This window comes from Cellulomonas chitinilytica, assembly GCF_016862675.1.
Lineage (GTDB): Bacteria > Actinomycetota > Actinomycetes > Actinomycetales > Cellulomonadaceae > Cellulomonas > Cellulomonas chitinilytica.
In genome coordinates this window covers 58,900-85,170 of sequence record NZ_BONK01000008.1, presented here as the reverse complement: position 1 = coordinate 85,170, position 26,271 = coordinate 58,900, and the positions used below count along the sequence as shown (strand labels likewise).

Here is a 26,271-nt window from a genome sequence, read left to right as displayed (position 1 = left end):
GTCGGGATGGCGGGATTCGAACCCACGACCTTCCGCTCCCAAAGCGGACGCGCTACCAACCTGCGCCACATCCCGTGCACACCTCACGACGACCCTCGGGCCGCCCTTGGTGAACGAAGCGCCCGCTCGCACCCGGTACCCTGGGTGCCGCGGTCCGGGCTGCGCATGCACTGCATACGCGGCTCGACCTGTGCGGACGTAGCTCAATGGTAGAGCCCCAGTCTTCCAAACTGGCTACGCGGGTTCGATTCCCGTCGTCCGCTCGCACTAACGCCGCAGGTCAGGTGCGTATCGGGCACGTGTCGCCCCCCTGGCCGGGTGCAGGAGGTCTCACCCTGCACCCTCATGCACCCTCAGGGTGCGCAGGAGACACGACGTGAGCCCCACCGCCACCGCCCGACGCATCTACGGCAACGTCCGTGAGAACCGCTCGGGGACCTTCCTCGCCCGCTACACCGGCCCTGACGGCAAGCGCCGGACCGTGGGCACGTTCCCCACCCGCACCGAGGCCGACTCGGCTCTCGCGGTCGTCCTGTCGGACGTCTACCGCGGGACCTACCACGCCCCCGAGCGCGGCGCCCGCGCCCTGTCCGACTACGCCCGCGGCTGGCTCGTCCGGCGCCACGAGCTCGCGCCGCGCACCCGCGAGCTGTACGGGCGGCTCCTCGAGCGCTGGCTGCTGCGTCCCCTGCCGCTGCCGGGCCCGGGGCGCCGTGCGCTCGACCTCGGCTCCTACGAGCTGCGGGCCCTGTCGGTCGGCGTCGTCGCCGAGTGGCACGACGCGCTCGTGCACGCGGCGCACGACGCCGCTCTCGAGCGCGCCGAGCAGACCGCGACCGCTGCGACGGACGCCGAGCACGCCCGGGCGTGGTGCCTTGCGCGCGGTCTGCGGGTGCGCACGCAGCGCTCGGGCGAGCAGGGCGTGCCGGTCAAGGCGACCGGGCGACTGCCCGCCGAGGCTCTCGCGGCCTGGCGCGCCGCCGGGCGCCCGCGGGCCGCGACCACGGCCCCAGCGGCGCACGACGCCGGGCAGACCGTCGCGGCGCAGGCGTACCGGCTGCTGCGCACGATCCTCGGCGACGCGGTGCGTGAGCAGCTCATCGACGCCAACCCCTGCCAGGTGCGCCGGGCCGGGCACGTCCGTCCGCACGAGCGGGTGCTGCCGACCCCTGAGCAGGTCGACGCGCTCGCCCGCCACATGGGGGCCGCCGACCGGTACGCCGCGGCCGTCGTCGTCGCGGCCTGGTCCGGGCTGCGCGCCGGCGAGCTGTTCGCGCTCGAGCGCCGACACGTCCAGGTGTCCCCGAACGGCTCGGTGCGGCTGCGCGTCGAGCAGGCGCTTGTCGAGCTGCCGGGCAAGCCCGTGACCTACGGCCCCCCGAAGTCGGACGCCGGACGCCGGACGGTGCACCTGCCGCCCGCCGCCGGGCAGGCGTTGCTCGAGCACCTCGAGCGGTTCGACGTGCACTCCCCCGGAGCTCTGGTGTTCTCGACGAGCTCGGGCCGACCGCTGCGCCGCGGTCCGCGGACGGCGATGTTCGCCCGCGCCCGACGCGCGGCCGCGCTCGAGGGCGTCTCGTGCGAGGGCGTGCGCTGGCACGACCTGCGCCACCTCGGCGCCACGCGCGCCGCCGAGGCCGGGGCGACCCTCGCCGAGCTCAAGCGGCGCCTCGGTCACTCGACAGTCGTCGCGGCGATGATCTACCAGCACGCGAGCGACGACGGCGACCAGCGTCTCGCGCAGCGCATGGCCGCGCTCGAGGACGCCCACCGCGCCGAGAACGTCGTGCACCTGTCGGCCCGCCGCTGACCACTACGAGCGACGCGTCGTCGAGCACCACGGCGGCGCGTCGCCGACCGTCTCTCCCAGGCCCCCGCACCCACCGCGGCCACACCACTTCCGACAAATAGGATTCCGCACATGCGAGCAGCGACGACGCATCGCCGCCAGCAGCGACGGCGCGCGCGACGACATCGTGCAGCGGCGCGCGAGCAGCAGCGGGCCGACGCAGCCACCGAGCGCTGCGGCGCGTTCCTGGCCTCCGTGCCGGTCGTGGAGCGCCGGCAGTGGTCGAGGAGCGGAGACTGGCACTCGGTCAGCCCAGAGGGACGCCCCACGGGCGAGCTGCGCCGCGTCAGCCGAGTCCGGGTCGTGATCGGCGCCGACGGTGTCCGCCGTGAGCGCGGCACGGCGACCCTGCGGTTCGCGGACCTGGACCTCGCTCGGCACCCCCAGGCACGCAGGACGACGCGAGCGAGGACCGCCGCACCTGCCGTGAGGTCGACCATCGCCTCGCACTCGCTTCGGACACGTCGCCTCCACGGGAGCGGCGACGAGCTGCTCGAGGCAATGTACGGCGAGCTGCTCATTCCGCTGCGCGAGATGGCGCACATCGTCGAGATGCTCACGACGGCCGACGAGCGCAACGCCCTCGACCTCGTCCGGGAGGGCCAACTCGCCCCGGACCCGCTCGTGACGGTGAGGGCCGACCGGGAGCGGTTCGACGACCCCGATCCACCCGTGCAACTACTGACCCTGACGGACGCCGTGCTGACCGCCGCTCCCCCGCACCCGCGGGCGCGAGCGACGCACGCCGCCTGACGACCCCCGGCCTCGCAACCGCGGCCCGTCGCCGTTCGCCCCCCGCCCCTGGGCCGGTTCACCCGAACCGAAGGGCACCACCATGAGCACGACCAAGCGCACCCCGGCGCGCCCCGCCGCCGCACCCGAGGAGATGCTGACCGTCCCGCTCGGCGCCGCGGTACTGGGCACGAGCCCGGACACCGTCTACCGGATGATCGCCGACGGACGACTGCCGTCCGTGCGGTACAGCCCCCGGCGCATCCGGCTGCGCCGCAGCGACCTCGAGGCGTTCATCAACGCCTCGTCCGTCGCGGCCACCCGGGCGCCCGGCGCATGAGCGCCCTGACCACGCACCACGACGGGCCGCCCGTCGTGGTCGTCACCGGGACCGGCGCCGCCCGACACGTGCGGACGGCCGCGCGTCGCGGCGACGTCACGCTCGACCTGGACACGCTCTGCGACGTTCTCGGCGGCGCGGACCAGCCGCACGTGCGTCTCGTCGCGCTCGTCGCGCTGTCGAGCGGGCTCGAGCGTGCGAAGCGGCTGCGCGACACCGGCGTGCGCGTCTGGCTCGTACACCCGCACCCGACCCCCGAGCAGCTCGCGGCGTACCGGGCCGCCGGCCACGCGGTCGAGTCGTCGTGACCGGATGGGACGGTGGCGCGCTCCAGGGCGCGGAGCGCGCCACCCGTGTCGAGGTGCTCCCAGCGACAGCGCGAGTGTGGCAGACGGACCATCGGCCGGGCCGTCATGGGTAGGGGGAAGCCGCTCCCGGGGGTGATGGTCGACCTCGTTCGGGACGGCGCCGACCTGGCTGGCGGGCGCAACGCCGTCGTCAGGGCGCTGCGCCGAGTGATGCTCTCGGCCCACCGTCTCGGCTGGACGTTCGCCGACTTCCACGAGCTGCTCACGCAGCCCGGGAGCGCGCTCGGGCGCCAGGTGTCGACGGGCCGGGGCGGTCGGCCGATGCCTCGTCAGCGGTGCAGCGACTTCGTGCTCCGACACTGGAACGAGACAGCTCAGGTCGTCGCGGAGCGCGGACCTTGGGACCGAGACGACGTGCTCGAGTTCCTCGACTTCGTGCGCAAGGAACTGGACGGCGCGACGATGGACGAGCGCAGGCGGCAGGTCCTGCGAGCCGTCGTCGACATCGCGCTCGAGAGGGGCACGTCGAGACCGGCAGCCACCTGTCGGGACGTCGGGGAGCGCGTGGGGATCTCGCACCGCGCAGCCAACGAGACGCTGAACAGGCTCGCGGCCGAGGGCGAGTGGTTGCAGCTGGTCAGGCGCGGGAGCTATGAGCCACGCAGGGCGAACCTGTACGCCGTCGCACCGCGCCTCGCCGTGACATATGGGGGGGCTAAAGCCCCCTATGTCACACCCCCACCTATGTCACACCCACCTATGTCACACCCCACCGACCAAGGAGAAGCCCGCATGAGCGCCACCACCGACCCGCCCCGAGGCGGCTCGCTCACCATGTCCCTGACCGCCGAGGAGTCCGTCGAGGTCGCCAAGTTCGTCGCAGCGATGCGCGCCGCGCCCGAGCCGGCAGGTCGCCCGTCGACGGCCTCCGAGGCAGCCGTCGTGCCGCTCGACGCGCGACGTCGAGCGAGCGGCGCGCGCTGACCTGGACGCTGCGGCGAGCGGTGCGACGAACACCGCTCGCCGCAGCGTGCGACCCGGCCCGGTGCACCACGCTCGGTCACGCTGCACTCGGCGTGCATCGGAGTGTCGGCGCGCAGTGGTATCCCGGAGCCGTGGCAGCACGGTCGGGCGAGTGCGGCGCCGAGGGCTGCACGCGCGCGGTGCTCACGGGGGGCCTTTGCGGGTCGCACTACATGCGTCGGCTGCGGTACGGCGACCCGTTCGGCGTGCCGCCGCCTCGGTGGGTCGACCTGACCGGGCGCCGGTTCGGTCAACTCGTAGTTGTCGAGCGCGATGGGCACCGATGGCGCGTCGAGTGCGACTGCGGCCGCAGCGTCTCGGTCACGGTCGGCAACCTCAACGCGGGCAAGTCCCGTTCGTGTGGAGACCGGCGACGCCACCGTCGCCGAGCCGTCGCGGGCTATGGCGCGGCGCACCGCCGTGTGCGCACCGACCGCGGCCCAGCGCAGGCGCACCCGTGCGTCGACTGCGGACTACCGGCCCGGCAGTGGTCCTACGCGCACGCCGACCCCGAAGAGCTCATCCAGGACGGCAAGCCCTACTCGCTCGACCCCTGGCAGTACGTCCCCCGGTGCGTGCCCTGCCACGTGCGCGTCGACCTGGCCGAGCTCGCGGGTCGGCACCTCAACCCCCCGTCCAACCCGCCCGAGCAGCCCGACCTGTTCCCCACCGCCGACCCGGCGGACGACCCGTGACCGACGCGCCACCCGGTGTGGGTCTCGGCCCGCCCTCGCTCGCCTCCGGTGCACCGAGCGCCGCCCTCGAGAACTCGCTCGTCCCGGCACCCTCGAACCGCCCGCAGGCGCCTCGCGCCGCCCTCGACACCACGCTCGTCCCGGCACCCTCGAACCGCCCGCAGGCGCCTCGCGGCCCGCGCAGGTGGACGCCGGCGACGGGCGCCGCCGCGTGTCCCGTTCCTGGTCAGGGGCCCCTGACCCGGGGCGCTCCGGTCGGTCGTGTGGGCGGGCGGTCCTAGCGTGGCCGAGGTGGTGACGGACAACGAGGCAGCGCGCACGGAGCTGCGCGCGCTGGCCGAGCGGCGGGCCACGGTTGAGCGGCGCCTTGCGGTGCGTGAGTTCGAGGCCGTGGCCCGCTACCGGCGCCTTGGTGTGCCGTGGGGGGTCATCGGCGCCGGGCTCGGCATGACCAAGCAGTCCGCCCACGAACGGTGGGCCGCGTCGGTGCGAGCCGGGCGACCGCCGATCCCTGAACCGCCGGCGTCCCCTCCGGTGGCCGAGCAGGGTGCGCTGCCGTGAACGGCGAGCAGCGCGCCCCGCTCGTGTTCGTCGATTGCGAGACGACCGGGCTCGACCCCGATGCCCAGCCGTGGGAGGTGTACGCGCTGCGCCGCGACCCCGACGGCACCGACCGTGAGCTGCACCTGTTCGTGCGGCACGACCCCGAGCGCGCGGCCCGCCTCCCGGCCCGCTTCCGGGAGGACTACGCCGCCCGGTACACGCCCGCCGACGCCGTGCCGCGTCCGGACGCCGCCGGGCTGCTCGCACGGTTCCTGCACACCGGCCCGGACGCACCCGCCCCGCACCTGGTCGGGGTGAACCCCGCGTACGACGCGGCCGTGCTCGGCCGACTACTGCTCGCGCACAGCCACCCGCTGCCGTGGTCGCACCACCTCGTCGACGTCCTGGCCCTGGCAGCGGGGTTCCTCGCCGGCCGCGGGCACCCCGCCCCGCCCCCGTGGCGCTCCGACGACCTCAGCGCCGCCGTCGGGGTCGACGTGCCCACCGAGACCCGGCACACGGCCCGAGGGGACGCTCTGTGGGCCCTGGCCCTGTACGACGCGATCACCACACCTGACCCCCTGCCGCTCGAGCCCACCGCCACCGCCACCGCCACCGCCACGAAGGAGCCTGCCCCGTGTCCCCCAACTTCCCCCGCCTGACCCGCCCCGCCGCCGACGGCGCCCGCCCGGGCGGCGACACGCTGCCGCAGTCCCCTCACTCGCAGTGGCCCGACGACCCGGACGATCCGCTGTTCGTCCCCGACGAGCTGCGTCCCTACTACTCCGCCGACCGGGCCACGGAGATGCAGCTCTGGGAGTCCGGGCCCAAGCACGGCACCTCGAACGGCACCCCCTACCGGTACGCCGCCGCCGTCGACATCTACCGCGCCACCATCGCCGAGCGGGACGGTAGGGACCGGGCTCCTGAGACTGGCGGCCTGGGGGACGGCACAGCGTTCCGCGCCGGGGTCGAGCAGATCGCCGCCACCCTGGACGACACCGACCGAGAGGCGTACTTCCACCCCGCCCGGCTCGCTGCCGCCCGCCGGGCGCTCAAGCACGCGCAGGACCGCCAGGCAGCGCAGGATGCCCGGCACCAGCAGACCGTGTGCCAGGCGTGCCACGAGTCGACGACCACGACCCAGGAGACGTGGCTCGTGCTCGACGCCGGTCTCATCGCGTTCGGCCGGAGCAACGTGCCGATCGGTCCGGGCGGCATGGGGATGGGCGTCGCGGCCCGCCTGTGCCACCCGTGCGCCGCCGCCGTCCAGCTCGAAGCCCAGCACCGTGCAGCAGCACACGCCCTGCCCGACGGCAGGACCCGCGCCGAGGCCGCTGCCGCCTGGCTCGACGCGAACAGCTGAACGACGACCCGACGACCGCGGCGAGACTGCGACGCGAGGGCCTCGACCACGCACGACGACGAGGGCCAGCGCGAGCGGTTCTTTGACAGGGCTGGAAACCCACGCGAGCCGTCCGCTTCACTTTCCCTCTCGCAACCCCCTGACCAGGACGAACGAGCCGGAACGGGCCCGATTCGTCTCTCGTGCGCCCTGTTCGACCCGACGCGCCCGGCTCCGTCATGAGCGCATGAACGGGGCCCACGACCCGGCGCCCTCAGCCGATCATCACGGCGCCGTCAGGATCGTTCTGGGGTTTCGAGGTCGTCGTCGTCGGTCGCCAGCCGGCGCGGCCCGGGCCCGAGTCCCGAAAGCGTCTAGGCCGACTTGCCTAGCGGTGTCTAGCCGCGCTTGACTATCCTCGTGATTGCAGAGCAACCGACGCGCAAGGTCCAGCGCGAACTGCGTGACGCCGGGTTCGCGCCCGTCCGGACCGTGGGCTCACACACGTGGTGGGAACACTCAAGCGGGATCGGCGTCGCGGTTCCAGACGGACACCGCACGATCAGTCCGGGCGTGTATCGGAAGATCGCCAAGGCCATCAAGGAGGCGCAGTGAGTACCACCACGACCTACACCGCGACAGCGGTCCGTGAGGGCCGTTGGTGGACGATCACGGTCCCCGACGTCGACGGGGTCACTCAGGCGCGTCGCCTCGCGGACGCACCGACCATGGCACGCGAGCTCGTCGCGGTCACGCTTGCCGTCCCGCTCGACACGGTCGAGGTCGCACTCGCGGTCGCGCGCGTCGACGGGCTCGACGTCGGTGCCGAGCTCGACGCGATCCGCGCGGAACGCGAGCAGGCTGCTGCGCTCGAGCGCGACGCGTCGCAGCGGGCCCAGCGTCTCGCGCGCGACCTCGCCGCGGCTGACGTCACGCTCCGCGACGTCGGCGCGATCCTCGGCGTCTCCCACCAGCGCGCGCACCAGCTGGTCAGCTCGTAGGGACCTCACGCGGACAGGCGACCTGACACGCCATGACTGGCATGCCGTTGTCATGGCCTGTCAGGGGTCACAGGCCAGCGAGCTCGCGCAGAGCTGACTGCGGGATGACGAGCGCGCCGTTCAGGCCCCAGCGGCGCCCACCGAGCTCGTCCGCGTGCCGGCGGACCGCGTACGGGCTGATGCCGAGGAGCTGGGCCGCGGTGTCGACGTCGACGTAGATCGGCAGCGTCTCGAGCGCGCCGACGAGCGTCGTCGCGGGCCGTGGTGCCCGGGGCGCGACGGCGTCTCTCGACACGTCGGCGACCGCCTCGGGAAGCCGCTGCACGCGGACCGCGTCGGCGGGGATCTCCCAGCGCCGGGCCACGAGCTCGGCGGCCGGCAGCTCACCGTCGGCCAGCCAGCGGCGCACGCTGCGCTCGGACGCGCCGACGTGTTCGGCGTAGGCGGCTGGTGTCAGTGTCGAGGCCATGACACGCACCGTAGGTGGCAGGTCTGTCATGCCTACGAGAGCACCCCTCGACCACCGCCGGAGGCTCATGTCTGCACCCTCATGCACCCTAAGTCAGCGCGATTAGCGCGTCTTAGCGCGGTTGCCGCGAAAACGTCCGCTAGTATCTGCGCAGGTCAGGGCGCTAAATCCCTGGTCACAGACACCCGTAAAACGGTGCAGAACGAGTCTTCCAAACTGGCTACGCGGGTTCGATTCCCGTCGTCCGCTCCGGGGGTGGTTCCGGTTTGAACCGGACACTGGTTTCGGAAATGGGGTCACTGCACCTCGCTGCGGACCCGTTTCGACCTGTGGTCGTCATCATGCGGCTGCGACCGCTCGGACGGGCAGGCATCGCGCGGCCGTTGCCCGAGATTGGGGCTGGCCGGACACGCCAACCAGCCCCGTCACCGGTGGCGGTGCGGGGCTTGTCGAGTGGCTGTTCAGGTTCGGATTCGCGCGGCGTCTATTGCCGTGACGCTGCGACCCGTGCGGCGGTCCGAGATCGCCCCGTCGGCGCAGTGGGCGCGGCGGTGGCCTTCCGGGCGCGCTTCGCTTCGCGGTAGCGGCGCTGTCGAAGCACGTCGGCCGAAGGTGGCGCGGCCGCAGGCTCGCCTCGAAGCTGGGCCTCGTAGGCGGTCGTCTTGCGCTGCCACTCCTCGCGCGCTGATTCCTTCGCTTCCCAGGCCTGTGCGATCTTGCGGTTCACTCCTGCGAGCAGGAAGGCGAGGACGAACTTGCGCTTGGCCAGGCCCATGAGCTTTGTGTAGCCGCGGTCGAGCCTGGCGTACTTGTCGTGCAGGAGGTTGTTCGCGTTCTCGACGAGCGCCCGCTGACCGTAGACAACCGTGTGCGCGGTGGTTCCCCACAGCATCCCGAATGCCTGCTCCATGTGGACCGCGTCGTCGGGGAGGGTGACGATCCCGTCGCAGCAGGTCTCGCCCTCGGGAAGCTCAACCAGCGTTGCGTTGACGGCGATCGTGACGTTGGCCTTACGCGCCACCCGGTCGGCGATTGCGAGGCGGCCTGCACAGAATGGGCAGATCCAGCGACGACGCGCACCGTCACGCGCGGTGCCGTGCGGGGTGAACCGCCAGATGGCCCGTCGGTCGAAGGCCGCGGTCTTCGCCGCACGCTCTTCGGGGGTGTCGTCTCGCTCGGGGCGCGGCAGGTCACGAAGTTCCTGCGGCATGTGCTTGGAGAACGGGACACCGTCAATGAAGTCGATACTGGGATAGATCGCCTGGAGCGTGCGCTGACGAGTGGCCAGGTCGAACACGATCCCCACGCCGGCCGCACGGAGCGCACCCTTGCCTCGGGTGTAGTCGAGGATCGAGTAGCCGCGGTCCCACACCACCGTTTCCAGCGACGTGCCACTTGCTCCCGGCGTCCAGGGAGTGCCGGGTGATGGCACCTGCTCGGCGATGAGGCCGGGTACCACCGCGTCGAGACGATGTGCGCCTGCAGGTGTGAGACGCGCCATCGTGATGAAGCCGGGGACTTCCTGACCGAGAACGACCTGGTCTGGCTTGCCACCGTACGAGGCGTCGGGAATCTGGACGCTCAGGTGCAGTTCGTAGCCGATGTAGAGCCCGGAGCTGTGCCGGTTGTTCGCGCTGCGGTGCCCCGCGCGCGCGTCGCAATCTCTCGTGTAGATCGGCCGGTCGTCGGCGCCGAAACTGACGAGCTTGCCCTTGCGGAGTTCCTTGCGGACCTTGGAAATCTCCTTGAGGTGGTCGTCGACATCACCGTCGGTGTCCGTCGGGACGTATCCCTCGTACTGCCGGTTTGAAGAGACGAAAGTGCCACACGTCTCCCAGTCGGTTCCATCGACGGCGCGTGTGCGGCTGGTGGGCAGGTGCACGGGGATGGCGCAACGGGCGAGTGCGTCGACGAACCAGTCGAGATCCACTGGGGCTACAAGTGCGCCACTGCCGATGGTGAAGCCCTCGTCGAGTGCCTTGATGATCTCGTTGGTCTTGTCCCACACCCGGGCGTAGGCACGATTCGCGGGAATCGCCGGCAGGCCGATGCGCTCACGCTGCTCGGCGCTCAAGGCCAGGAGGTTCTCGGCGACCCGGGTATGGGCGGCCGTGGCGGCTGGCTCGTAGGTTGTCAGCAGCCAACCGATCAGGACGTTACGAGCCCGCACGGACGCGTGACGGCCGCGGTTCTCGCGGATCTTCGCGACGAGCGCCTCGTGAAACGCCTCGCCGAGAGAGTCAACGATGCCGATGGCCCAGTCGAGCTCGGCGGTGGTCGGCGTCCGCACGCCCGTCAGGTCGCGCGGGGCACGCAAGCGCGGAGCGTGCTTGAGGATGCGGGCGCTCATCGCGACTCACCGCCACGGCGCAGCATCGCGAACGCGTCATTGTGGGGGAGGTCGGGGAGGAACGCCGCGAGGTCACTGATGGGCGTGAGCGTCTTGAGGCCGGCCGCACGCATCAGCACCTTGACGTCGACGCCCGCAGCCAGGTGCTCCAGGATCCACGTGTTCCGCATTCGCCCGGGCTCCAGCGCAGGCCCGCCCTCAGCGATCTTCACCCGTGCCGCGGCCGCGTTCACCGCGTTCTTGTTCCGTGCCTGAGAGCCGAGCAGGATGTCGTCGGGCTCGGCGTGCTCGAGCAGGTTGAGCAGGCGCCCCTCGTACCGAGCGAGCACCGGAACGTGGCGGCCGTCGACCGTGATCTCGATACCCAGCGCGCTCAGCTGGCAATCGCGCGCGCGAACGAGGGCGTCTCGTCCGGCGAGTCCAGCGCCGAGGCCCAGCACGAGGAGTGCCTCACCGTTGACGCGCGCCAGGCCCTCGTTGCGCGTCACGGAGTCCTCGAGCCACGCGATTTCGTGCGGCGCGTAAGGCTGCGTCACGAAGCGACGGTGGGTGGCAGGCTCCGGTCCCCACCCACCTCCCGGGTTCACGACTCGACCGATCCTCACCAGGTGGCTGTGCTTCGTGCCGCTGCTGGCCTCGCGCTTACCGAGCGTCCCGGTGCGCGCTGCCTTCGGCCCGGCGTCGGCGGCCTGTCGGGCTGCCCGACCGCGCTCCTTGTCGAACTGCTGCAGCGTGACGGTCGTGAATACGGTCCGGATGGTGAGCTTGGCCCTGCCGTGCTGGAAGGCGGCGATGTCCACGATCGGCCGTACGACCGCAAGGGCGGCGCTCTTGGTCTTCGACGGCTTGGCTGCGAAGTACGCGGACGCGGCGTCTCGGACGAACGACTCGATGCCAGCCCAGTCTTGGACCTGCTTAGGCTTGTAGCCCTCAAGCCACGGTGCCCAGTCAAAGGCGCCTTCGGGCTCGGCGTTCATCGCCGTCCGCCCAGGAAGCTGCGTGCTCGGGACACGGGGGGCAGTGCTGCGGCGGGCCTTGCTCGTTCGGTTTGCTGTCGGCATGTGGCTGGACAGTCAGCCACCGGCGATCGGCGGCAATCGCCTCGCAGAACCCAGCGCGCGGTGAGCGCGAACCGCGTGGGTACGTAGATCGGGAGTCACCTCCGGCGCTGGGAACCCTCGTCCCAGGCGACCGGCACCGTGCCCATCAGGGCAAGTCGTGCAATGGCACGCTCGCGACGTCGACGCGCTCTTCGCCTGCCCGTGGCAGACCGCGCTCCGCGCGAAGCTCGGTGTGTCAGGCGTGTGCCCCGTCCGCCGCTGGCCGGCGGAACTCCTCGTACATCTCGCCGAGGTACTCCACGACGAGTTGCTGGAAGCCAGGCTTGTTGAAGAACAGGTCGAACATCTTGGTGTTCTCCCCGTGCCGGGCAGCGACGTGGTGCGGAAGACGTTCGCGCAGGATGAGATCGAAGGCGTCTCGGGTGTTGTGCAGCGCGACGACCCGTAGCTCGTCGTCAGCCATGACCTCCAGACGCTGCTGCTCGAACCAGACCTTGTCGGCGTCGGTGGTGCCGATGCCGAACTTGTCGTTGAGCCGTTCGACCAGGGCGGAGAGCTTGTCGACCAACGGGTCCTGCCCACCCTTGCCCTCCCCAGGAAGGACCTCGCCGGGAGTGTCATCACCCTCTGTCAGAGCGGCGTTCTCTTCCTCGGCGGTCAGGGCGGTACGCAGGTGCGTGAGCTCGACCTGGTCAGAGACCAGCGGGATCGGCTCGTCCTCGCCCCTGGGGAGCTGGGTGGCCAAGGCCTTGCCGAACAGGTAGAGCCGTTCGAGCTCGCGGTCGGTCCAGGTCATGATCTGCGCCATGAACGCGTACGCCCGCACGTAGGCGGTCAGCGTGCCCCGGAACCCCTCCTGCCCGTCCTCTTCCAGCGCGACGAACCGGTCGACCGCCTTGGTCAGCTCCGCGTAGACGTACTTCTGCTGGGACTGCTGACCGGACAGCAGCGCCCGCACTGCGACGTCCATCTCGTGCTCGTCGAGCACGTGGGCGGCCATCAAGGTGTGCTGCAGGTTGTAGATGTCGTTCGGTTCGGCCGCCAACGCGCCGGTGGACTCATAGAACGGGGCGAACGCGTCCTGGATCTCCTCGACCGTATTGGCGAAGTCGAGGACGAACGTGTCGGTCTTGCAGGGGTGGATGCGGTTCAACCGGGACAGCGTCTGCACGGCTCTGACCCCGGCGAGCTTCTTGTCCACGTACATCGTGTGAAGCAGCGGCTGGTCGAATCCGGTCTGGTACTTCTCCGCCACCACCAGCAGGTGGTACTCATCCCCGCCGAACTTCTTCGGCAGCTCGCCCTCCCCGAAGCCGTTCATCATCGCCTCGGTGTAGGTGACGCCCTCGTCTTCCAGGGACCCGGAGAACGCGACCAGGGCGTGCAGCGGGCGCGAACCCGTGTCGTAGCCCTTGGCCTTGATGTACGCGTCGACCGCGAGCTTGTACCGGACCGCGTGCTGACGGGATCGGGTTACGACCATGGCCTTGGCCTGGCCGTTGATCTTGCCGCGAGTCTTGGCCCGGAAGTGCTCGACGATGATCTCGGCCTTCGCGCCCAGGTTCGTCGGGTGCAACGAAACGAATCGGGCAAGCTCGGCGCGCGCCCTGTCCACCGGGACCTCGGGGTCGTCCGGGGCCGTGGTCGCGAGCTTGAAGTACGTGGAGTACGTCGTGTAGCTGGCCAACACGTCCAGGATGAAGCCCTCCTCGATGGCCTGCCGCATCGAGTACAGGTGGAACGGTTCGAACGTGTCCTTCTCCCCACCCACGCCGGGGACCTTCTGCCCGAACAGGTTCAGCGTCTTGGGCTTGGGGGTCGCGGTGAAGGCGATGTAGGTCAGGTTCTTCTGCGCCCGCCGCGCAGCCGCGGAGTGCGCGATCACGTCCGTGCCCAGGTCCACACCCTCGTCCGCAGCGGACTCCTCAGCCTGCAGCTCGTCGATCTCGTTCGACGAAAGCACCTGCTGCAGCTGCTTGATGGACTCCCCCGACGTCGAGGAGTGCGCCTCGTCCACCAGCACCGCGAAATTGCGCCCGACCACATCGGCGGCCAGCTCGGCCACGACTGGGAACTTCTGCAACGTCGTGATGATGACCCGCGCCGCATGCCCGGACAGGGCGTCCTTCAGCTGTGCCGAGTTCTTGTCGATCCGCACAATCGTGCCCGGTGTGTGCTCCAACCCGGCCACCGTGTCCTGCAACTGCCGATCCAGCACGACCCGGTCAGTGATCACCACGACCTTGTCAAACACCGGCCGGTTCTGAGCGTTGTGCAGGCGCGACAAGGCGTGCGCAGTCCACGCGATGGTGTTCGACTTACCCGACCCCGCCGAATGCTGAACCAGCCGGTTGACGCCGGCCCCGTCCTGAAGCGTGGCGGCGATGATCGAGCGGACCGCGTGCCACTGGTGGAACCGTGGGAAGAGGAACCGTCCGTCCTCGGCGTGCACGAACGACCCGATCAGGTCCAGCCACGCATCACGCTGCCAAACCTGCTCCCACAGGTACGCCGTGGCGTACCCGTCTGGGTTCGATGGGTTCCCGTCGCCTCCCCGGGCGCCCGGGCCACCGGTGCCCTGATTGAACGGCAGGAACCGGGTCTTGTCCCGCTCCAATTTCGTCGTCATGTACGCGCGGTGCGGGTCGACCGCGAAGTGCACGAACGCTCGCGCCCGGAATATGAGGTCCGACGGATTGCGGTCCGTGCGGTACTGCTGCATCGCATGCTGCACACCCTGATGCGTGAGAGTGTTCTTCAGCTCCGCTGTCGCCGTGGGGATTCCGTTCACCACGAGCGTCATGTCGACCGATTGCGCCGTCACCGACTCGCTGTGATGCAACTGCCGCACGACCGCCGTGCGATTCGCGTCGTACCGCGTCGTCAGCGCCTCGGTCAATGTGTTCGCCGGCTTGAAGAAGCACGCGTGAAAGGTGACACCGTTCAGCTTGATCGCGTCGCGCAGCACGCCGATCGTCCCACGGTGGTCGATCTGCGACGCAACGTGCTGCGCCACCTTCGCCCGCGCGATCCCGTCGCCACCGAGGCGATTGACGAGCTGCTTCCACTGGTCCGGCTGGGACTGTTCGATGAACGTGATCAGCTCGTCAGGGAACAAACCGAGGGCTCGGTCGTATCCGGAGGGCGCGAGCGTGTCCCAACCATTGCTCAGCAGGTGCGTCTCGATGCTCGATTCGAACGCATTCTCGGTGTGCACGCTCACGCGGGGAGACTCCTCGAGGACGCCGTCGCTACGTCGAACTCCCCCGTGACTGTCGCGGTGATCAGTGCCTGCTTGTACTCCGCCAGCGCGCGCGATTGAGCCAGCAGCTGTTCTGACCATCGGTTCGCGTCAGCAGCTCGCAGTTCGATCTCGCGCACGATCCGCTCCTGCGCATCTACGGGCGGGACAGGGAGGAGTAACGACCTTACGACCTGCTGGCTGATGTTTGGCTGACCGCCACCAGCGGCCAGACCCAAGATCTCGGACCGATGCGCGACCAGCCAGTGGAATGCGAACACTGGGTCCAGTTCGCCAGTCGGTCTCAACGCGCAGCACGCCTGATTCGTGCATGCCTCGGCCTGCAGAATGCCCGCGCGGCCAACAGTCGCCCCGTACATCGCCACTACGAGCGTCCCGGCCGGGTACAACTTCAGCGCCGAGTGATCCCGGAGGGCGGCCGCTGTCACCTGCGCCCCTTCAATGGCGATGGGGCCGTCGCGAAGATCTCCGGACGTTACCCATCGGCGACCGCCGCCGTAGTATTCCAGTCGGTCTGAGCGGGGGGTTGTCCCACTCCCCGTTGCAAAGAGTCCGGCGAGTCGCCGCACGGCCCACTTCGACTGAATCTCCGGCATCCACGCGATCCCAGTGGGTCGCGTCGCCGCACCGAACCCGCCTGTGGTTGTCATCACCCGCCGGTACTCGAGTTCCAAGTCCGTGATTAGTGCAAGTTGCCGTGAACGAGCTGCTATCGCGCCGTCGAGGCCGGCGACCTGGCCATCGAGGAAATCAGCGATCCGCCGCTGCTCGTCAATCGGCGGAATCGCGACGTTCATTGCTCGGAGTTCGTCGAACGGCAAATCCCATTGGTTTGGGCGAATCCCCTTCGATGCGGCCGCGAATCTCGCGGTCGTGTAGCTCGAGCGCAGGAGATGGTGCACAAACCGGCCGTGCACGGCTGGCGAAAGTTCACACACGAAGTACGCCGGGCTCACAATGCCGTCGTACTCAGATACACCGAGAGAACCTTGCCACGTCTTCATCTTGTTGAGAACAAGATCGCCTCGACGGACCAGTTTGTACGAACTGAGGTCGTCGCTCGCCACATTGAAGTTGTCGTCACGGTCGGCGCGCCTGACGACGCCCCAGTCGCGGTAGACGCTAAGCAGTTGCTCATCAGGAAACCCTGATCGCTCGACGCGGCGGGCAAATGTCCAGAGTGGAACTCGACGCCACCCGAGCGGGGCTGTCGGCTCATGGATCACAACCCGAGTCCCTTCATCCACTCCTGGATCTGAGCCTCGAGGTCGCGAATCTCATTGGCGATCTCTTCTACGTGCCGGGGCGGCATGTAGACGTAGAACTGGCGCGTTAACGGGACCTCGTAGCCGATCTTCGCCTTGCCGTGGTCGATCCAGGCGTCGGGGACGTACGGATGGATCTCGTCGTGCAGGTGGGTCTCGGCCGCTTCGTGCAGGGCCTTGGCACGCTGCTCGTCGGACATGGCGATGTACCCCGCGGGCAGTGGGATGTTCTCGAAGTCACGCAGGTCCGCGTCGGGCTCGGGCGCTCCCTTTTTGAGGACCGGGGCTGCGTTCTCGTCGTACACCGCGGCGGCCTTCAGGATCGCTCGCTGGGTCTTGGCGTCCAGACCGCCGGCGACAGCGGCCATGCCGTCCACCAGCACCTTGAACTCACGCTCGGTCGCGACGGCAGTCCCCGCCGAAGGCGCGAACACGGCACGCGCCTTCTCGGGCAGGAAGTCGAGGACCTCGTCGGTGAACTCCCACCGCCGACGCAGGGGACGTTCGACCGTGATGCGCTGGAACCCAAACGTCTCGTTTGGCAGCAACTTGACCCGAGGGTCGTCGGGCAGGTCGTCGTACAGTCGCACGATCTGGTCGATGGCGTCGTCGGTGACGTACTTGCGCTTGTCTCCCAGGGACTTCCGCATCTTGGTGAACAGCTCGCGTCCGTCGACCAGTGCGACGTGCCCTGCACGGTGGGTAGGTTTGGTGTTGGTCAGGATCCACACGTAGGTGGAGATGCCGGTGTTGTAGAACATCTGGTCGGGCAGGGCGACGATGCCCTCCAGCCAATCGTTCTCGATGATCCAGCGGCGGATCTCCGACTCTCCCGACCCGGCCGCACCGGAGAACAGCGGGGACCCGGACAGCACGATCCCAACCCGCGAGCCTGACTTCATCTTCGAGAGCATGTGTTGAAGGAACAGGAACGATCCATCGGAGACTCGGGGCAGGCCGGCGCCGAACCGGCCGGCGAACCCGTGGGTGTCGGCCTCGTCCTGGATGGGCTTGGCATAGCTCTTCCAGTCCACCCCATACGGGGGGTTTGCAAGCATGTAGTCGAACTTGGTGTGCGGGTAGGCGTCCTGGGTCAGGGAGTTACCGAACGCCATGTTGTCCGCGCCGACGTCCTGGATGAGCAGGTCCGAGCGGGCGATGGCCCAGGTCTCAGGGTTGAGCTCCTGCCCGTAGACCTGCACCTTCGCGGTGCTGTTGAGGTCTTGGATGCGTTCCAGCGCTGCGGTGAGCATGCCGCCGGTGCCGGCAGCCGGGTCGTACACCGTGCGAACGGGCACGGTGGCTCCCTCGATCGCGTGCGCCGTCTGCCCGGAGAGCAGCAGATCGACGACCAGGCGGATGACCTCTCGCGGGGTGTAGTGCTCTCCTGCGGTCTCGTTGCTCATCTCGGAGAACTTCCGCAGGAGTTCCTCGAAGATGTGCCCCATCGCCTCGTTTGAGACCTCACCGGGGCCGACGTGCAGGTCGGCGAAGTCCGACAGCACCCCGTAGAGGATCCCGGCGGCGTCCATGCGGGCGACCTTGCCGGTGAAGTCGTAGCGCTCGATGATCTCGAACGCGGCCGGGGACAGCCCACCGATGTAGGCGTGCAGGTTCTCTGCGACGTTCTTGTCGTCGGCCAGCATCGTGCGGAACGTCAGCGGCGACAGGTTGTAGAACGGCACGCCGGCGATGCCCTTTAGGACGAAGTCCTCCCCCGGGCCGAGCGACTTGTCGCCGTAGGACTGCGCCTGGCGCAGCACCGCTGACTTGGTCGGCTCCAGGACGGCGTCCAGGCGTCGCAGGACGAGCAGCGGCAGCATGATCGAGCCGTACTCGTGCTGCTTGAACGAGCCGCGCAGCTTGTCGGCGACCTTCCAGATGAACGCGACCTTGTCCTGGAAGCCCTGCGGCTGCGACATGCTGCTCCTTTGCTGGTCAAGCACCTCAGCGCCTGCGGCGCTGACCCCACGCAAGCCGTGCCGCGCGTCCGTCCGATCGTAGTGACGGCAGCGGGCCGGCACGGCCGGGACCCGCGGGGTTCACCCCGGCCGGCTGACCGACGTAGCGAAGGATGGGATCATTTGCGTGATCCCGTCCTCCTCATCCATCACGGCCGGCCCAGGCGGCCCGCCCGAGCAGCACAAACGCTGCGCCCGAAGCGGGAACTACCACTTGAGATAGTCGTCGGACCAGTCGAAGTTGGCCGGTCGTCCGTACGCCCACTTGGGCTCGTGGAACCTCGCACTCGGGACCCACGCGATGTGTGTCACGACGTAGACCTGCGTGCCATCCTCGAACTCGATACCGCCGATGGGGATGGTCATCCCCAGAGCATCGACGACCGCCTCGCAGGCATCGCGCCAGTCGCGGTCAGTGCCCGGCAGCGCGAGCGCGAACTCGGGTTCGCCGACTGGCCGGTCCTCGTCAGAGTCTGTCCAGCCCCGCACGATCCAACCTCCATTGGTTCGCTCGGCGGTCAGGACTTCGAGCATGAAGTCGTTCTCAGGGAAGGGCAGCAGAGCGTCCTCCTCATGCTCGGTTGACACGCGAAGAGTCCACGCGCCCCGGGTGTGATCCACCGTTCCGTTGCTGGGGCGGGTGACGGGGTGGCGGCGCGGGTCGAGGGTGATGGTCATGTTGCTCGTTCTCCTGGGGTTCTCGTGGGCCGCCGGGCGGCGGGCCGTTGACACCAGACTGCGTGAGGCACCGGCCGCGGCACATCGGAGGTTCGTCCAGTTCGGCATGGGATGTTCGACCCACGCCATCGGACATTCGGGGGATGCCGGACCGCCCGCGACGTCCCCCGGCGGGCACCAAGCGGCCGCCCGGCGTTGCACGCGTCGCGCCGTTGGAGAGACGTGAAGGAGGGCGGGATCATCGATCCCGCCCTCCTCGTGCGTCACGGTTAGGCAGCCTCGAACGGCCCACCCAATGCGACACAGACGCTGCAGTCCCCGCGCCACTGGGCCGGGTCGTGCAGCTTCGTGGCGTCAGCCACGATCCACTCACGCATCCACACCTCGATGTCGCCGGGCCACTGCTCGGCGATTGCCAGCTCCACCAGCAGGAGCTCGGTGGTCAGGTCCTCGACGCCGGACAGGTCGTGCGAGATCCGCTCCGCCCAGGCCGAGCCGACCATCTGACGCCAGTCGAGCAGCGCCGCCAGTCGAAGCTGCTTGGCGGCGACCGGGTCGCCGACGATGGGATTGGTTGTGGACATGCGCCCTCCGAGGGGCTTGGCACCCCGACGGCGGTCTTGCCGCCGGTCGTGCGAAGCGCGCGAACGCGCTCACACATCACCACTCGCGGCGGCAGTCGGTGTCACAAGGCCGGACGTTCTCCGGGTGCGAATGCCACCTGGATTGCGTCGAACACGTTCCGTTCATGAGTAACGAAGAACAGGGCACGCCGCCCCCGCAGACCGTCCCGGACTGGGCCCGACGCATCGTGCCGGGGACGTTCGACCGCCGCGTCCTTCAGCACACGTTCTGGCTCAGCGTGCGCGGCGAGGTGCAGGCGCTCGACGAACTCTCGACCTCCGACCTGCTCTGCATCGTGGACGGGCTCGGCAAGCAGGCGGTGTGGTTGTACGGGTGCGAGCTCATCGACACCTACATCGGGCTGCGCATCGCCCACGAGCAGGGCCACGCAAGCCGCGAAGAACTCCTGGCGGACCTCGGACTGCCGACCATCGTCGACCTTTCCGCATCAGAATGGCTCGAGACGACGACGCTCATCCGTGCCGTCCGACGCCACCTGCAAGACAGAGAATGAACGAGAGGTGGGCCGGGCGAACACGCCCGACCCACCTTGCGATCAACCCACTTCCGGGAACGTACCCGCGTAGTGACAGCTACACGGACTTCCCACGGGACGGCTCGCTGAAACTCTCGACGCGCGAGCGCGCGTCGTAGAACAGTCCGAACGGCAACCCGTCGATCATCGGAACGATCGAGCGTCGCGAGAAGCCGCGGTCCCACATGATCGTGTCCGGCCGTGCGTCAGCGGCCTCGAGGTCGAGGCCGCAGCTCCTTGGCGCGTCCGGCCGCGGCACGGCGAGGTGCAACTCGTAGCCGACGTACACGGGCGCCCTGCGGCTGTTCGAGCCGCGATGGTCCGACCGGACGTCCGGGTCGGTGGCAAAGACGGGCCGGCTGTCGGGCGGCCACGGCTCCCGGCGCTCGCGCCACTCGGGAAGCGTCGCCTCCTTCTTCTGGCGCCCTCCAACGTCCTTGCCGGCGGCGTGCGACGCGTCGTCATGGCAGTTCGGCGCCACAAGCCCCCCGCAGACTTCCCAGGCCGTGCCATCCACCGCGAGCGACCGGTTCGTGCGCACATGGGCCGGGACCGAGCTGGCCAAGAGCGCATTGATGAGGACGCAGAGGTCCTCTTGAACCCTCTCGTCACCCACGATGAGTGAGACGCCGCGTACGTTCTCGGCCGCCACGGAGCGGGAGGCCTCGGAGGCGGTTGCCGGTCCGGTTTCGGTGGGCCGGTCGAGGAGGCGGTCGGCGTGCGTCCGTCGGCTAACGGGCTTGGGGCGCGATGTGCGGATGGTGGACATCCCTTGGTTCTCCATGTGTGCTGGATTTCGTTCCGCCGGGCGGCGGGCCGCGACTCAAGGCTGCGCGAGACGGCGCGAGCAGCACATCGGATGAACTGCCAGTTCTGCATCGGATGTTCGACCCATGCCCACCGGACCAACGGGGAGTGCCAGCGTCCGACGATCGACCGTCCCGAAGGGTCGGAACGGCTCGTCGTCAGGCCCAAGAAGGCCATTCGAGCGCGGCGAGCACCTGGGAGGCGCGACAGCCCGGAGGGTTGCAACACCGAGCGCCGACCTCGATGTGTGCAGCCCCAGACTGGCCACAGGGCGCGTCGGCTCTGCCCTCAATCCGATTCCGAGAGCGCGTCCGCGACGTCCCGGTCGACGCGGTCGATGCGGCTGCACATCCTCGGGATCCAGAACCTGTAGGACGCTGCCCACCCGTCCGGGTCGGTCAAGAACTCATTGCGCGCCCCGACCCTGACCACCTCGTGTTCGCCACCCAGGGTCGCGAAGCTTACGAGTGGAACCCAGCACCCGTCGTACGGTCCGGCGGGGCTCCCCACGCCCCGCAGCCGCAGCAGGCGGCGTCGGTCGAGGTCCAAGTAGTAGACCGTGGTTGAGGTGCTGCGCACGGCCCACACACCCGTCGCGTTGGCATGCAGTTCATCAACACTGTCCTTGGGAGGCTCGGACGTGTCGCCTGGCTCTGTCTGCGTGGTCATCACGCGTGCAAGGTGTCCGACTCAAGCTCTGTGACAGTGCCCTCCCGACAGCGTCACCGTCGCCTCCGATTACTCGCCGTAAGTTCCCACGCTGGGCCTGATTGGCCGCCTCTCTCGCGTTGCCGGCGCTGGGCCGGTCGCTTAGCGACCTTGATCGGTTGCGTACGCGTCGACAACGGGACGACGTTCGAGCTCCGCTGTGAGCGAGTCCAGGTCGTCGAGGGTGAGTCCGGCCTCGTTGGCCAACGTCTCGCGCTCGACACCCGACTGTGCAGCCACCTCGACCGCGAGCGCGAGAAGACGAGGATGCTCCCGACCTGGCAACGGGTATGGCTCGGCGCTTCGCCCGAAGTCACGACTGATCGTCATCACCGAACGCCGGTATGCAGCCTCGGTGATGACTTCGAGTTCGCGGGCGCGGTAGAGCAGCGCTTGGATGCTGACGCCCCACTTGTGCTTCAGCCGCGCGTAGGCGTCGAGGTCGAAGCGTCGTGGCAGTTCGCGGGCGATTAGCACGCGGGGCATCAAGAACTCAGCAGCAAACGTGTTCGCTTGCTTCTCTTGTGCGCCGCCGGGGTCCGCATCGGGGTGGCACACCAGGTGACCCACCTCGTGTGCAGCATCGAACCGGGCGCGGCCAGCATCACCCTTTGTCGAGGTGAGTACGACGACTGGGCGCGACCCCTGAAAGTGGGAGTAGCCGTCGATCGTCCGGTCGTCCAGTGGGAGCAACGTGACAACGACCCCGCGGCTCTCCAGCAACCGGATCACGTTCGACACGGGCCCCTCGGGCAGACTCCAATGCTCACGCAGAGCCTGTGCTGATCGCTCGATCTCGGACGTGCGCGCATCACCGGAGACCGGGTAGGACGGAACGTCCGGGCGCGGCAGCTCGACGTGACCGTCAAGAGCCTCCGACAGATCAAGCGCGGCCTCGGCCCAGTAGAACGCGCGCCCGCGCGCCTGCTTCGTTGTGGACCGCAGGCTTCGGAAGTGGGTGCCATCCATCCCGTTGGGCGAGATCTGCCGGCCCAGGGCGTCGAAGTAGGCAACCGGAACTCCACATGCCAACGCGAGTGCGGCAGCGACGGCGGCGGTGGGCTTTGCCCTACCGGTCTCGAACTGAGAGATCGCCGAAGGCGTGACACCGACCCGCTCCGCCAGCTCGCGCGCCGTCAGGCTCGCACGGAAACGCGCGAGCCGGAGACGCTGGCCGGAGAACGGGCCGACTCCCCTACTTGCCATCCTCAGACCGCTCCGTAGCAGTACGGCGTGGCTTGACGTCGAGCTCCGGCTCGGGCTGCGACGCGTACGTCGTCTCCACGATGTCCTGGTCGTCACCGAGACCCACCGGCTCGGCGTCGTAGACGACTCGAACCTCGGCCCACTCCGCCCGCCCCCCGGTGAGCTTGACGAGGCAGCCCGTGAACACACCGGTCAGGCCCTGCGTCGGCGTGCCGCACCAGACGTAGTGGAACACCCTCGGCAGCTTCAGACCGAGGTCGAGACCGTCCTGGAACGCGATTGAGTTGACGACCGATGCGTCCCGACGCACCTGCGAGCTCTCGGTGTCGAAGGTGACGGGCCCGTCGGAGACGCGACCCCGGGCAGTCGCGAAGGCGAGGGTGAGGTTGCCGCGTCGGCCCATGAGCCCGGCACCGTTCTGGATCAGGTCGAAGCCGTGGTCCTCGAGAGGGCCGCGTGCGAGTTGCCGGGCGCGGTGGTACCGCTCCGCGCCGAACGTGAAGCCGTTCGAGCCCCGCAGCGCGTGGTTGTCGACGGCGATGCTGTGCGCGACGTCGCCGGCGTGCAGAAGAGCGTCCGCGAGCGAGTCCTCGATGGTGTAGCCGGGAGCCAGGTCCATGCCGCTACAGTAGCGGATGGTCGCAAGTTGTGGCGGAAAATTTAGTAGCGAGTCGCGTTTTGCGCCGTCGCATGCAGTGGGTGCGCCGGTGACCACCGCAGCAGAAAGCCGGACACATGTACTTCACCTACGTCGACGAGACTGGCATCGATGGCAAGAGCCCGGTCCTCGTGATGGTCGGGATCGTCGTGGACGCGACGCGCCTTCGCCTCACCCAAGAGGAGTTCGGCGAGATCGCGAAGAACCTGACTGCAACGGCTTCGGGAGCGTTCAGGGAACTCAAGGCCAACGACCTGCTGCGCGGCAACGGCGCGTGGAACAGGGTGCCGGCGTCGGAGCGGATCGCCGTGACCCAGGCCCTCTGTGAGTGGCTCGGGGAGCGTCGACACAAGCTCGCGCTGGCCGCGATTCCTCACGCGGCCATCCTCGGCACGCCACCGGGCACGGCCGAGCTCCGCGACGCCTGGCAGGCCGCGGCGTGGCACATTGCCTTGCAGGTTCAGCGCTCCCACCAGAAGAAGCCGGGCGGCAAGGGTCGGACCGTGCTGGTCTTCGACGACAACCAGCGCCAGCTCGCCGCGCTCGTCGAGTCCATGTTCGCACCGCCGGCGTGGACCGACGGCTACTACGAGCGGGCGCGGAAGCAGCGGCAGATGGACCAGATCGTCGACACGCCGTTCGCCGTCCGCTCGCACCACGTTGGCCTGGTGCAGGTCGCGGACCTCTACGCGACGATCTTCCGCCGCTACGCCGAGGTGAGCGACTTCGACGAGCCGGAGCGGTATGAGGGAGAGCGTGACGAGATCGCGGGGTACGTCGCACTGCTCGAGCCCCACCTGCTCCCCCGCGCGTCGCGGTGGACGCGACAGTCCAGCGACCCGTGCGCCCGGTGGTACACCGCGATGGCACCCGCATCGCTCGCGGCGCTGGGCTGAGCCATCGCACGCGGCGAGGGCATGCGCGTGACCCACTTGGGCGAAGTTTGTCCCTTTTGACCCTATTTGGTGGGCGGCGAGTGCAGGATTCGGTCCATGACCACCGCCGACGAGCCCGCCGGAACCGGCACGCCGCGCTGGGCGCTGTTCGTCGGTGCCGCAGTCCTGGGACTTGCGGCCCTCGGCGTCTGCGCGTTCGTCATCCTCAACTCCTGGACCAACGGGTGGGCAGCCGGCCAGGAGGACGCCGACCACGAGCTCGAACGAGCCCAGATCGCCGAACAACAATGGCACCAAGCACACCCCGACCCCACCGAACCGGTACTGCCCGACTACGCGGAGTACTTCAGCCAGGTCGCCGACGAGGTAGCCGCGCCATGACCGTCGCCACGGTCCAGGTCCCACCTGCACCCGACGCCCGCCGCCACCCATGGCGGGCCGCGGCCGTGATCATCCTGATGCTCGGCTTCCTCGCGGCCGGAACGGCCTGGGGCGCGTCGTACACCCGCGAAGCCGCATACGAACAGGCTTACGACGCCACACCGCACACCGTCCGTCACGTCGCGCAAGCAGAGCCGCCGGCCGCGACCGCCGACGACCACGCCAACGCCGCACTCGCGACCCTGTACGCGACAGACCCCGCCAAGCTGTCCACGCTGCAGCACGCCCTACGGCGCGCCGGAATGCTCGAGACAATCCGAAACGACGGCATCCCCGACCAGAACACCCTCGACGCCATCGAGGCGCCGCTTCGGGCATTCAGCACGGCCGACGGAGCCGCAGCACCGGCGACGCTCGCGCAGTTCATCAAGGAACGGCAGGTCGAGTACCTCGCCTCCATCGCGCACCTCGTCCAGCCGCACACCGAACGTCATGAATCCCACACGGAGATCAGTGAGTCGGTCGCGCGCGCCCAGATGTGGGACATCTGGCGACAGAACCTCGGGCGCGCCCCGACGGACGCCGAAGTCACGGACTACATGAACGACTACAACGCGGCGTCCGCAGCGAACCCCGAAGTGACGGAGACCGAGTACGTGCCCGCCGTCGACGAGGACGGCCTCCCGGTCTACATCGACGGTCAGCAGCAATACGTCAGCACGACCACCACCTCGAGTGGAGGCATCGGGTAGTAGTGAGCCCGAAGCCCGGAGGGATCGGTTTAGCCGGGGTGGTGGCCGGCCAGGTGGCGCGCCGTTCTGAACGACAGGGCGTAGCAGCAGCCTTCGCGCAGTGGACCCGCCACCCACCGAGGGTTCAGGTGGGCGCCGATCGGAGGTACGCCGCGAGCTCGGCGTCCGAGTACGGTCACCCCATGGCAGCGTCCGCAACGTCCGAACCGTCAATTCAAACGCTGAGGATTCACGTCGTGTCCTGCGGCGGCATGCGGGATTTGATGAGCGATCAGGAGGCGTCGTTCCTCGCCAGTTCGCTCGGGTTGTACCGAAACAGCCCACAGCAGGGACGAGCGATGCCGAGGGCCAACGTCTCGGTGAGCCGTGCGTTCACCAAGACAGAGCTTCTCGGTATGACGACCCAGACGGCACACGTCCTCCACGTCATCGCTCATGGACAGGGCGACCGAATCCAGACCGGAAACGGGAAGTCGAACACAACGTCAGCGGATTTCACGCTGTTGGGCCAGAAAGGGGGCATCCTTCCCCAGATAGTTGTCAGCACGGCGTGCACTTTCTACAACGAACACTGGAAGGCCGCCCTCCAGGCGTGCGGCGTCAAGATCCTGATCGCCTCGCCTCAGGAGGTGACGCCCGCGAACTTGGTTGCGTTCGACATGTCCTTCTATGCCGCATTGCTTTCCTCAACACGTCGCGGGAAGTCCACGCTGGCCCGCGCCGAGGAGTCATTCGCGATGGCCCAGGTCTACTACGAGTCCCTCTGGCCGATCGGAACTCCCCACGCGAAGTTCCAGATCGCCCACCTGTAGACACATGCGT

General features: G+C 69.0%; 28 protein-coding genes and 2 tRNA genes. 17 read left to right on the top strand and 13 right to left on the bottom strand.

Going from position 1 to position 26,271, the window contains the following annotated elements; genetic code table 11:
• Position 1: 1 nt before the first annotated feature.
• Positions 2-75: transfer RNA gene (locus Cch01nite_RS12550), tRNA-Pro, on the bottom strand.
• 117 nt (positions 76-192) lie between these two features.
• On the opposite strand from Cch01nite_RS12550, the gene Cch01nite_RS12545 reads away from it, so the two are divergent.
• From Cch01nite_RS12545 to Cch01nite_RS12490, 12 genes are all read left to right on the top strand, one after another.
• A tRNA-Gly gene (locus Cch01nite_RS12545) sits at positions 193-263 on the top strand.
• A 113-nt stretch (positions 264-376) separates the two neighbouring features.
• Positions 377-1,810 carry a tyrosine-type recombinase/integrase gene (locus tag Cch01nite_RS12540; protein WP_203754743.1) on the top strand — a complete coding sequence of 478 codons (1,434 nt, stop codon included), beginning with the start codon at positions 377-379 and terminating at the stop codon, positions 1,808-1,810.
• Between the two features lie 465 nt (positions 1,811-2,275).
• A complete protein-coding gene (locus Cch01nite_RS12535) occupies positions 2,276-2,602 on the top strand; it encodes a hypothetical protein (RefSeq protein WP_203754732.1) in 327 nt (108 codons plus the stop codon).
• Positions 2,603-2,684: 82 nt separating this feature from the next.
• A complete protein-coding gene (locus tag Cch01nite_RS12530) occupies positions 2,685-2,921 on the top strand; it encodes a helix-turn-helix domain-containing protein (RefSeq protein ID WP_203754730.1) in 237 nt (78 codons plus the stop codon).
• The gene (locus Cch01nite_RS12525; protein WP_203754728.1) at positions 2,918-3,229 is read left to right on the top strand and encodes a hypothetical protein; all 312 of its coding nucleotides are present in this window, start codon (positions 2,918-2,920) and stop codon (positions 3,227-3,229) included. Before Cch01nite_RS12530 ends, Cch01nite_RS12525 begins: the two co-directional genes overlap by 4 nt.
• 792 nt (positions 3,230-4,021) lie before the next feature.
• Positions 4,022-4,213: a hypothetical protein gene (locus Cch01nite_RS12520; RefSeq protein WP_203754725.1), complete on the top strand. Its 192-nt coding sequence runs from the start codon at positions 4,022-4,024 to the stop codon at positions 4,211-4,213.
• A 461-nt stretch (positions 4,214-4,674) separates the two neighbouring features.
• Positions 4,675-4,947 (top strand): hypothetical protein, encoded by a 273-nt coding sequence (locus Cch01nite_RS12515; protein WP_203754723.1) that lies wholly within the window; start codon positions 4,675-4,677, stop codon positions 4,945-4,947.
• 282 nt (positions 4,948-5,229) lie between these two features.
• On the top strand, positions 5,230-5,508 hold the full coding sequence (locus Cch01nite_RS12510; protein ID WP_203754719.1) for a hypothetical protein: 279 nt from the start codon (positions 5,230-5,232) through the stop codon (positions 5,506-5,508).
• Complete coding sequence (locus tag Cch01nite_RS12505; protein ID WP_203754716.1) at positions 5,505-6,152, top strand: 3'-5' exonuclease; 648 nt, start codon at positions 5,505-5,507, stop codon at positions 6,150-6,152. The genes Cch01nite_RS12510 and Cch01nite_RS12505 overlap by 4 nt, the downstream gene beginning before the upstream one ends.
• Positions 6,128-6,856, top strand: a complete 729-nt coding sequence (locus Cch01nite_RS12500; protein ID WP_203754713.1) for a hypothetical protein — start codon at positions 6,128-6,130, stop codon at positions 6,854-6,856. The genes Cch01nite_RS12505 and Cch01nite_RS12500 overlap by 25 nt, the downstream gene beginning before the upstream one ends.
• Positions 6,857-7,255: 399 nt before the next feature.
• Positions 7,256-7,450, top strand: a complete 195-nt coding sequence (locus Cch01nite_RS12495) for a type II toxin-antitoxin system HicA family toxin (RefSeq protein WP_203754710.1) — start codon at positions 7,256-7,258, stop codon at positions 7,448-7,450.
• The gene (locus Cch01nite_RS12490) at positions 7,447-7,836 is read left to right on the top strand and encodes a hypothetical protein (RefSeq protein WP_203754707.1); all 390 of its coding nucleotides are present in this window, start codon (positions 7,447-7,449) and stop codon (positions 7,834-7,836) included. Before Cch01nite_RS12495 ends, Cch01nite_RS12490 begins: the two co-directional genes overlap by 4 nt.
• A gap of 67 nt (positions 7,837-7,903) precedes the next feature.
• On the opposite strand, the gene Cch01nite_RS12485 is transcribed toward Cch01nite_RS12490, so the two are convergent.
• The 8 genes from Cch01nite_RS12485 to Cch01nite_RS12450 form a co-directional block, all read right to left on the bottom strand.
• The gene (locus tag Cch01nite_RS12485; RefSeq protein WP_203754704.1) at positions 7,904-8,305 is read right to left on the bottom strand and encodes a MerR family transcriptional regulator; all 402 of its coding nucleotides are present in this window, start codon (positions 8,303-8,305) and stop codon (positions 7,904-7,906) included.
• 484 nt (positions 8,306-8,789) lie between these two features.
• On the bottom strand, positions 8,790-10,655 hold the full coding sequence (locus Cch01nite_RS12480) for a hypothetical protein (RefSeq protein WP_203754701.1): 1,866 nt from the start codon (positions 10,653-10,655) through the stop codon (positions 8,790-8,792).
• On the bottom strand, positions 10,652-11,632 hold the full coding sequence (locus Cch01nite_RS12475; protein WP_203754698.1) for a hypothetical protein: 981 nt from the start codon (positions 11,630-11,632) through the stop codon (positions 10,652-10,654). Before Cch01nite_RS12475 ends, Cch01nite_RS12480 begins: the two co-directional genes overlap by 4 nt.
• Positions 11,633-11,951: 319 nt before the next feature.
• Entirely contained in the window at positions 11,952-14,939 is a 2,988-nt protein-coding gene (locus Cch01nite_RS12470; protein ID WP_203754682.1) for a type I restriction endonuclease subunit R, read from the bottom strand.
• Positions 14,936-16,204: a restriction endonuclease subunit S gene (locus Cch01nite_RS12465; RefSeq protein WP_203754666.1), complete on the bottom strand. Its 1,269-nt coding sequence runs from the start codon at positions 16,202-16,204 to the stop codon at positions 14,936-14,938. Before Cch01nite_RS12465 ends, Cch01nite_RS12470 begins: the two co-directional genes overlap by 4 nt.
• Positions 16,201-18,165, bottom strand: coding sequence for a type I restriction-modification system subunit M (locus Cch01nite_RS12460; protein ID WP_203754652.1), 1,965 nt, complete (start codon positions 18,163-18,165; stop codon positions 16,201-16,203). Before Cch01nite_RS12460 ends, Cch01nite_RS12465 begins: the two co-directional genes overlap by 4 nt.
• Before the next feature lie 246 nt (positions 18,166-18,411).
• Positions 18,412-18,882, bottom strand: coding sequence for a hypothetical protein (locus tag Cch01nite_RS12455; RefSeq protein ID WP_203754649.1), 471 nt, complete (start codon positions 18,880-18,882; stop codon positions 18,412-18,414).
• Positions 18,883-19,151: 269 nt separating this feature from the next.
• The gene (locus Cch01nite_RS12450; protein ID WP_203754645.1) at positions 19,152-19,466 is read right to left on the bottom strand and encodes a hypothetical protein; all 315 of its coding nucleotides are present in this window, start codon (positions 19,464-19,466) and stop codon (positions 19,152-19,154) included.
• A gap of 164 nt (positions 19,467-19,630) precedes the next feature.
• Between Cch01nite_RS12450 and Cch01nite_RS12445 the strand changes: the two genes are divergently transcribed.
• Positions 19,631-20,020, top strand: a complete 390-nt coding sequence (locus tag Cch01nite_RS12445; protein ID WP_203754642.1) for a hypothetical protein — start codon at positions 19,631-19,633, stop codon at positions 20,018-20,020.
• 79 nt (positions 20,021-20,099) lie between these two features.
• Here Cch01nite_RS12445 and Cch01nite_RS12440 read toward each other — a convergent pair whose 3' ends face one another.
• The 4 genes from Cch01nite_RS12440 to Cch01nite_RS12425 form a co-directional block, all read right to left on the bottom strand.
• Positions 20,100-20,810: a hypothetical protein gene (locus Cch01nite_RS12440; RefSeq protein ID WP_203754639.1), complete on the bottom strand. Its 711-nt coding sequence runs from the start codon at positions 20,808-20,810 to the stop codon at positions 20,100-20,102.
• Between the two features lie 326 nt (positions 20,811-21,136).
• Positions 21,137-21,520, bottom strand: coding sequence for a hypothetical protein (locus Cch01nite_RS12435; RefSeq protein ID WP_203754636.1), 384 nt, complete (start codon positions 21,518-21,520; stop codon positions 21,137-21,139).
• Between the two features lie 138 nt (positions 21,521-21,658).
• On the bottom strand, positions 21,659-22,762 hold the full coding sequence (locus Cch01nite_RS12430; RefSeq protein ID WP_203754633.1) for a helix-turn-helix domain-containing protein: 1,104 nt from the start codon (positions 22,760-22,762) through the stop codon (positions 21,659-21,661).
• The gene (locus Cch01nite_RS12425; RefSeq protein ID WP_203754630.1) at positions 22,752-23,381 is read right to left on the bottom strand and encodes a hypothetical protein; all 630 of its coding nucleotides are present in this window, start codon (positions 23,379-23,381) and stop codon (positions 22,752-22,754) included. The genes Cch01nite_RS12430 and Cch01nite_RS12425 overlap by 11 nt, the downstream gene beginning before the upstream one ends.
• 116 nt (positions 23,382-23,497) lie before the next feature.
• Here Cch01nite_RS12425 and Cch01nite_RS12420 point away from each other — a divergent pair, with 116 nt between their 5' ends.
• From Cch01nite_RS12420 to Cch01nite_RS12405, 4 genes are all read left to right on the top strand, one after another.
• On the top strand, positions 23,498-24,316 hold the full coding sequence (locus Cch01nite_RS12420; RefSeq protein ID WP_203754628.1) for a DUF3800 domain-containing protein: 819 nt from the start codon (positions 23,498-23,500) through the stop codon (positions 24,314-24,316).
• A gap of 96 nt (positions 24,317-24,412) precedes the next feature.
• The gene (locus Cch01nite_RS12415) at positions 24,413-24,697 is read left to right on the top strand and encodes a hypothetical protein (RefSeq protein ID WP_203754626.1); all 285 of its coding nucleotides are present in this window, start codon (positions 24,413-24,415) and stop codon (positions 24,695-24,697) included.
• On the top strand, positions 24,694-25,449 hold the full coding sequence (locus Cch01nite_RS12410; protein ID WP_203754625.1) for a dehydroquinate synthase/iron-containing alcohol dehydrogenase family protein: 756 nt from the start codon (positions 24,694-24,696) through the stop codon (positions 25,447-25,449). Before Cch01nite_RS12415 ends, Cch01nite_RS12410 begins: the two co-directional genes overlap by 4 nt.
• A gap of 182 nt (positions 25,450-25,631) precedes the next feature.
• Positions 25,632-26,261, top strand: a complete 630-nt coding sequence (locus Cch01nite_RS12405) for a hypothetical protein (RefSeq protein ID WP_203754622.1) — start codon at positions 25,632-25,634, stop codon at positions 26,259-26,261.
• Positions 26,262-26,271 lie beyond the last annotated feature (10 nt).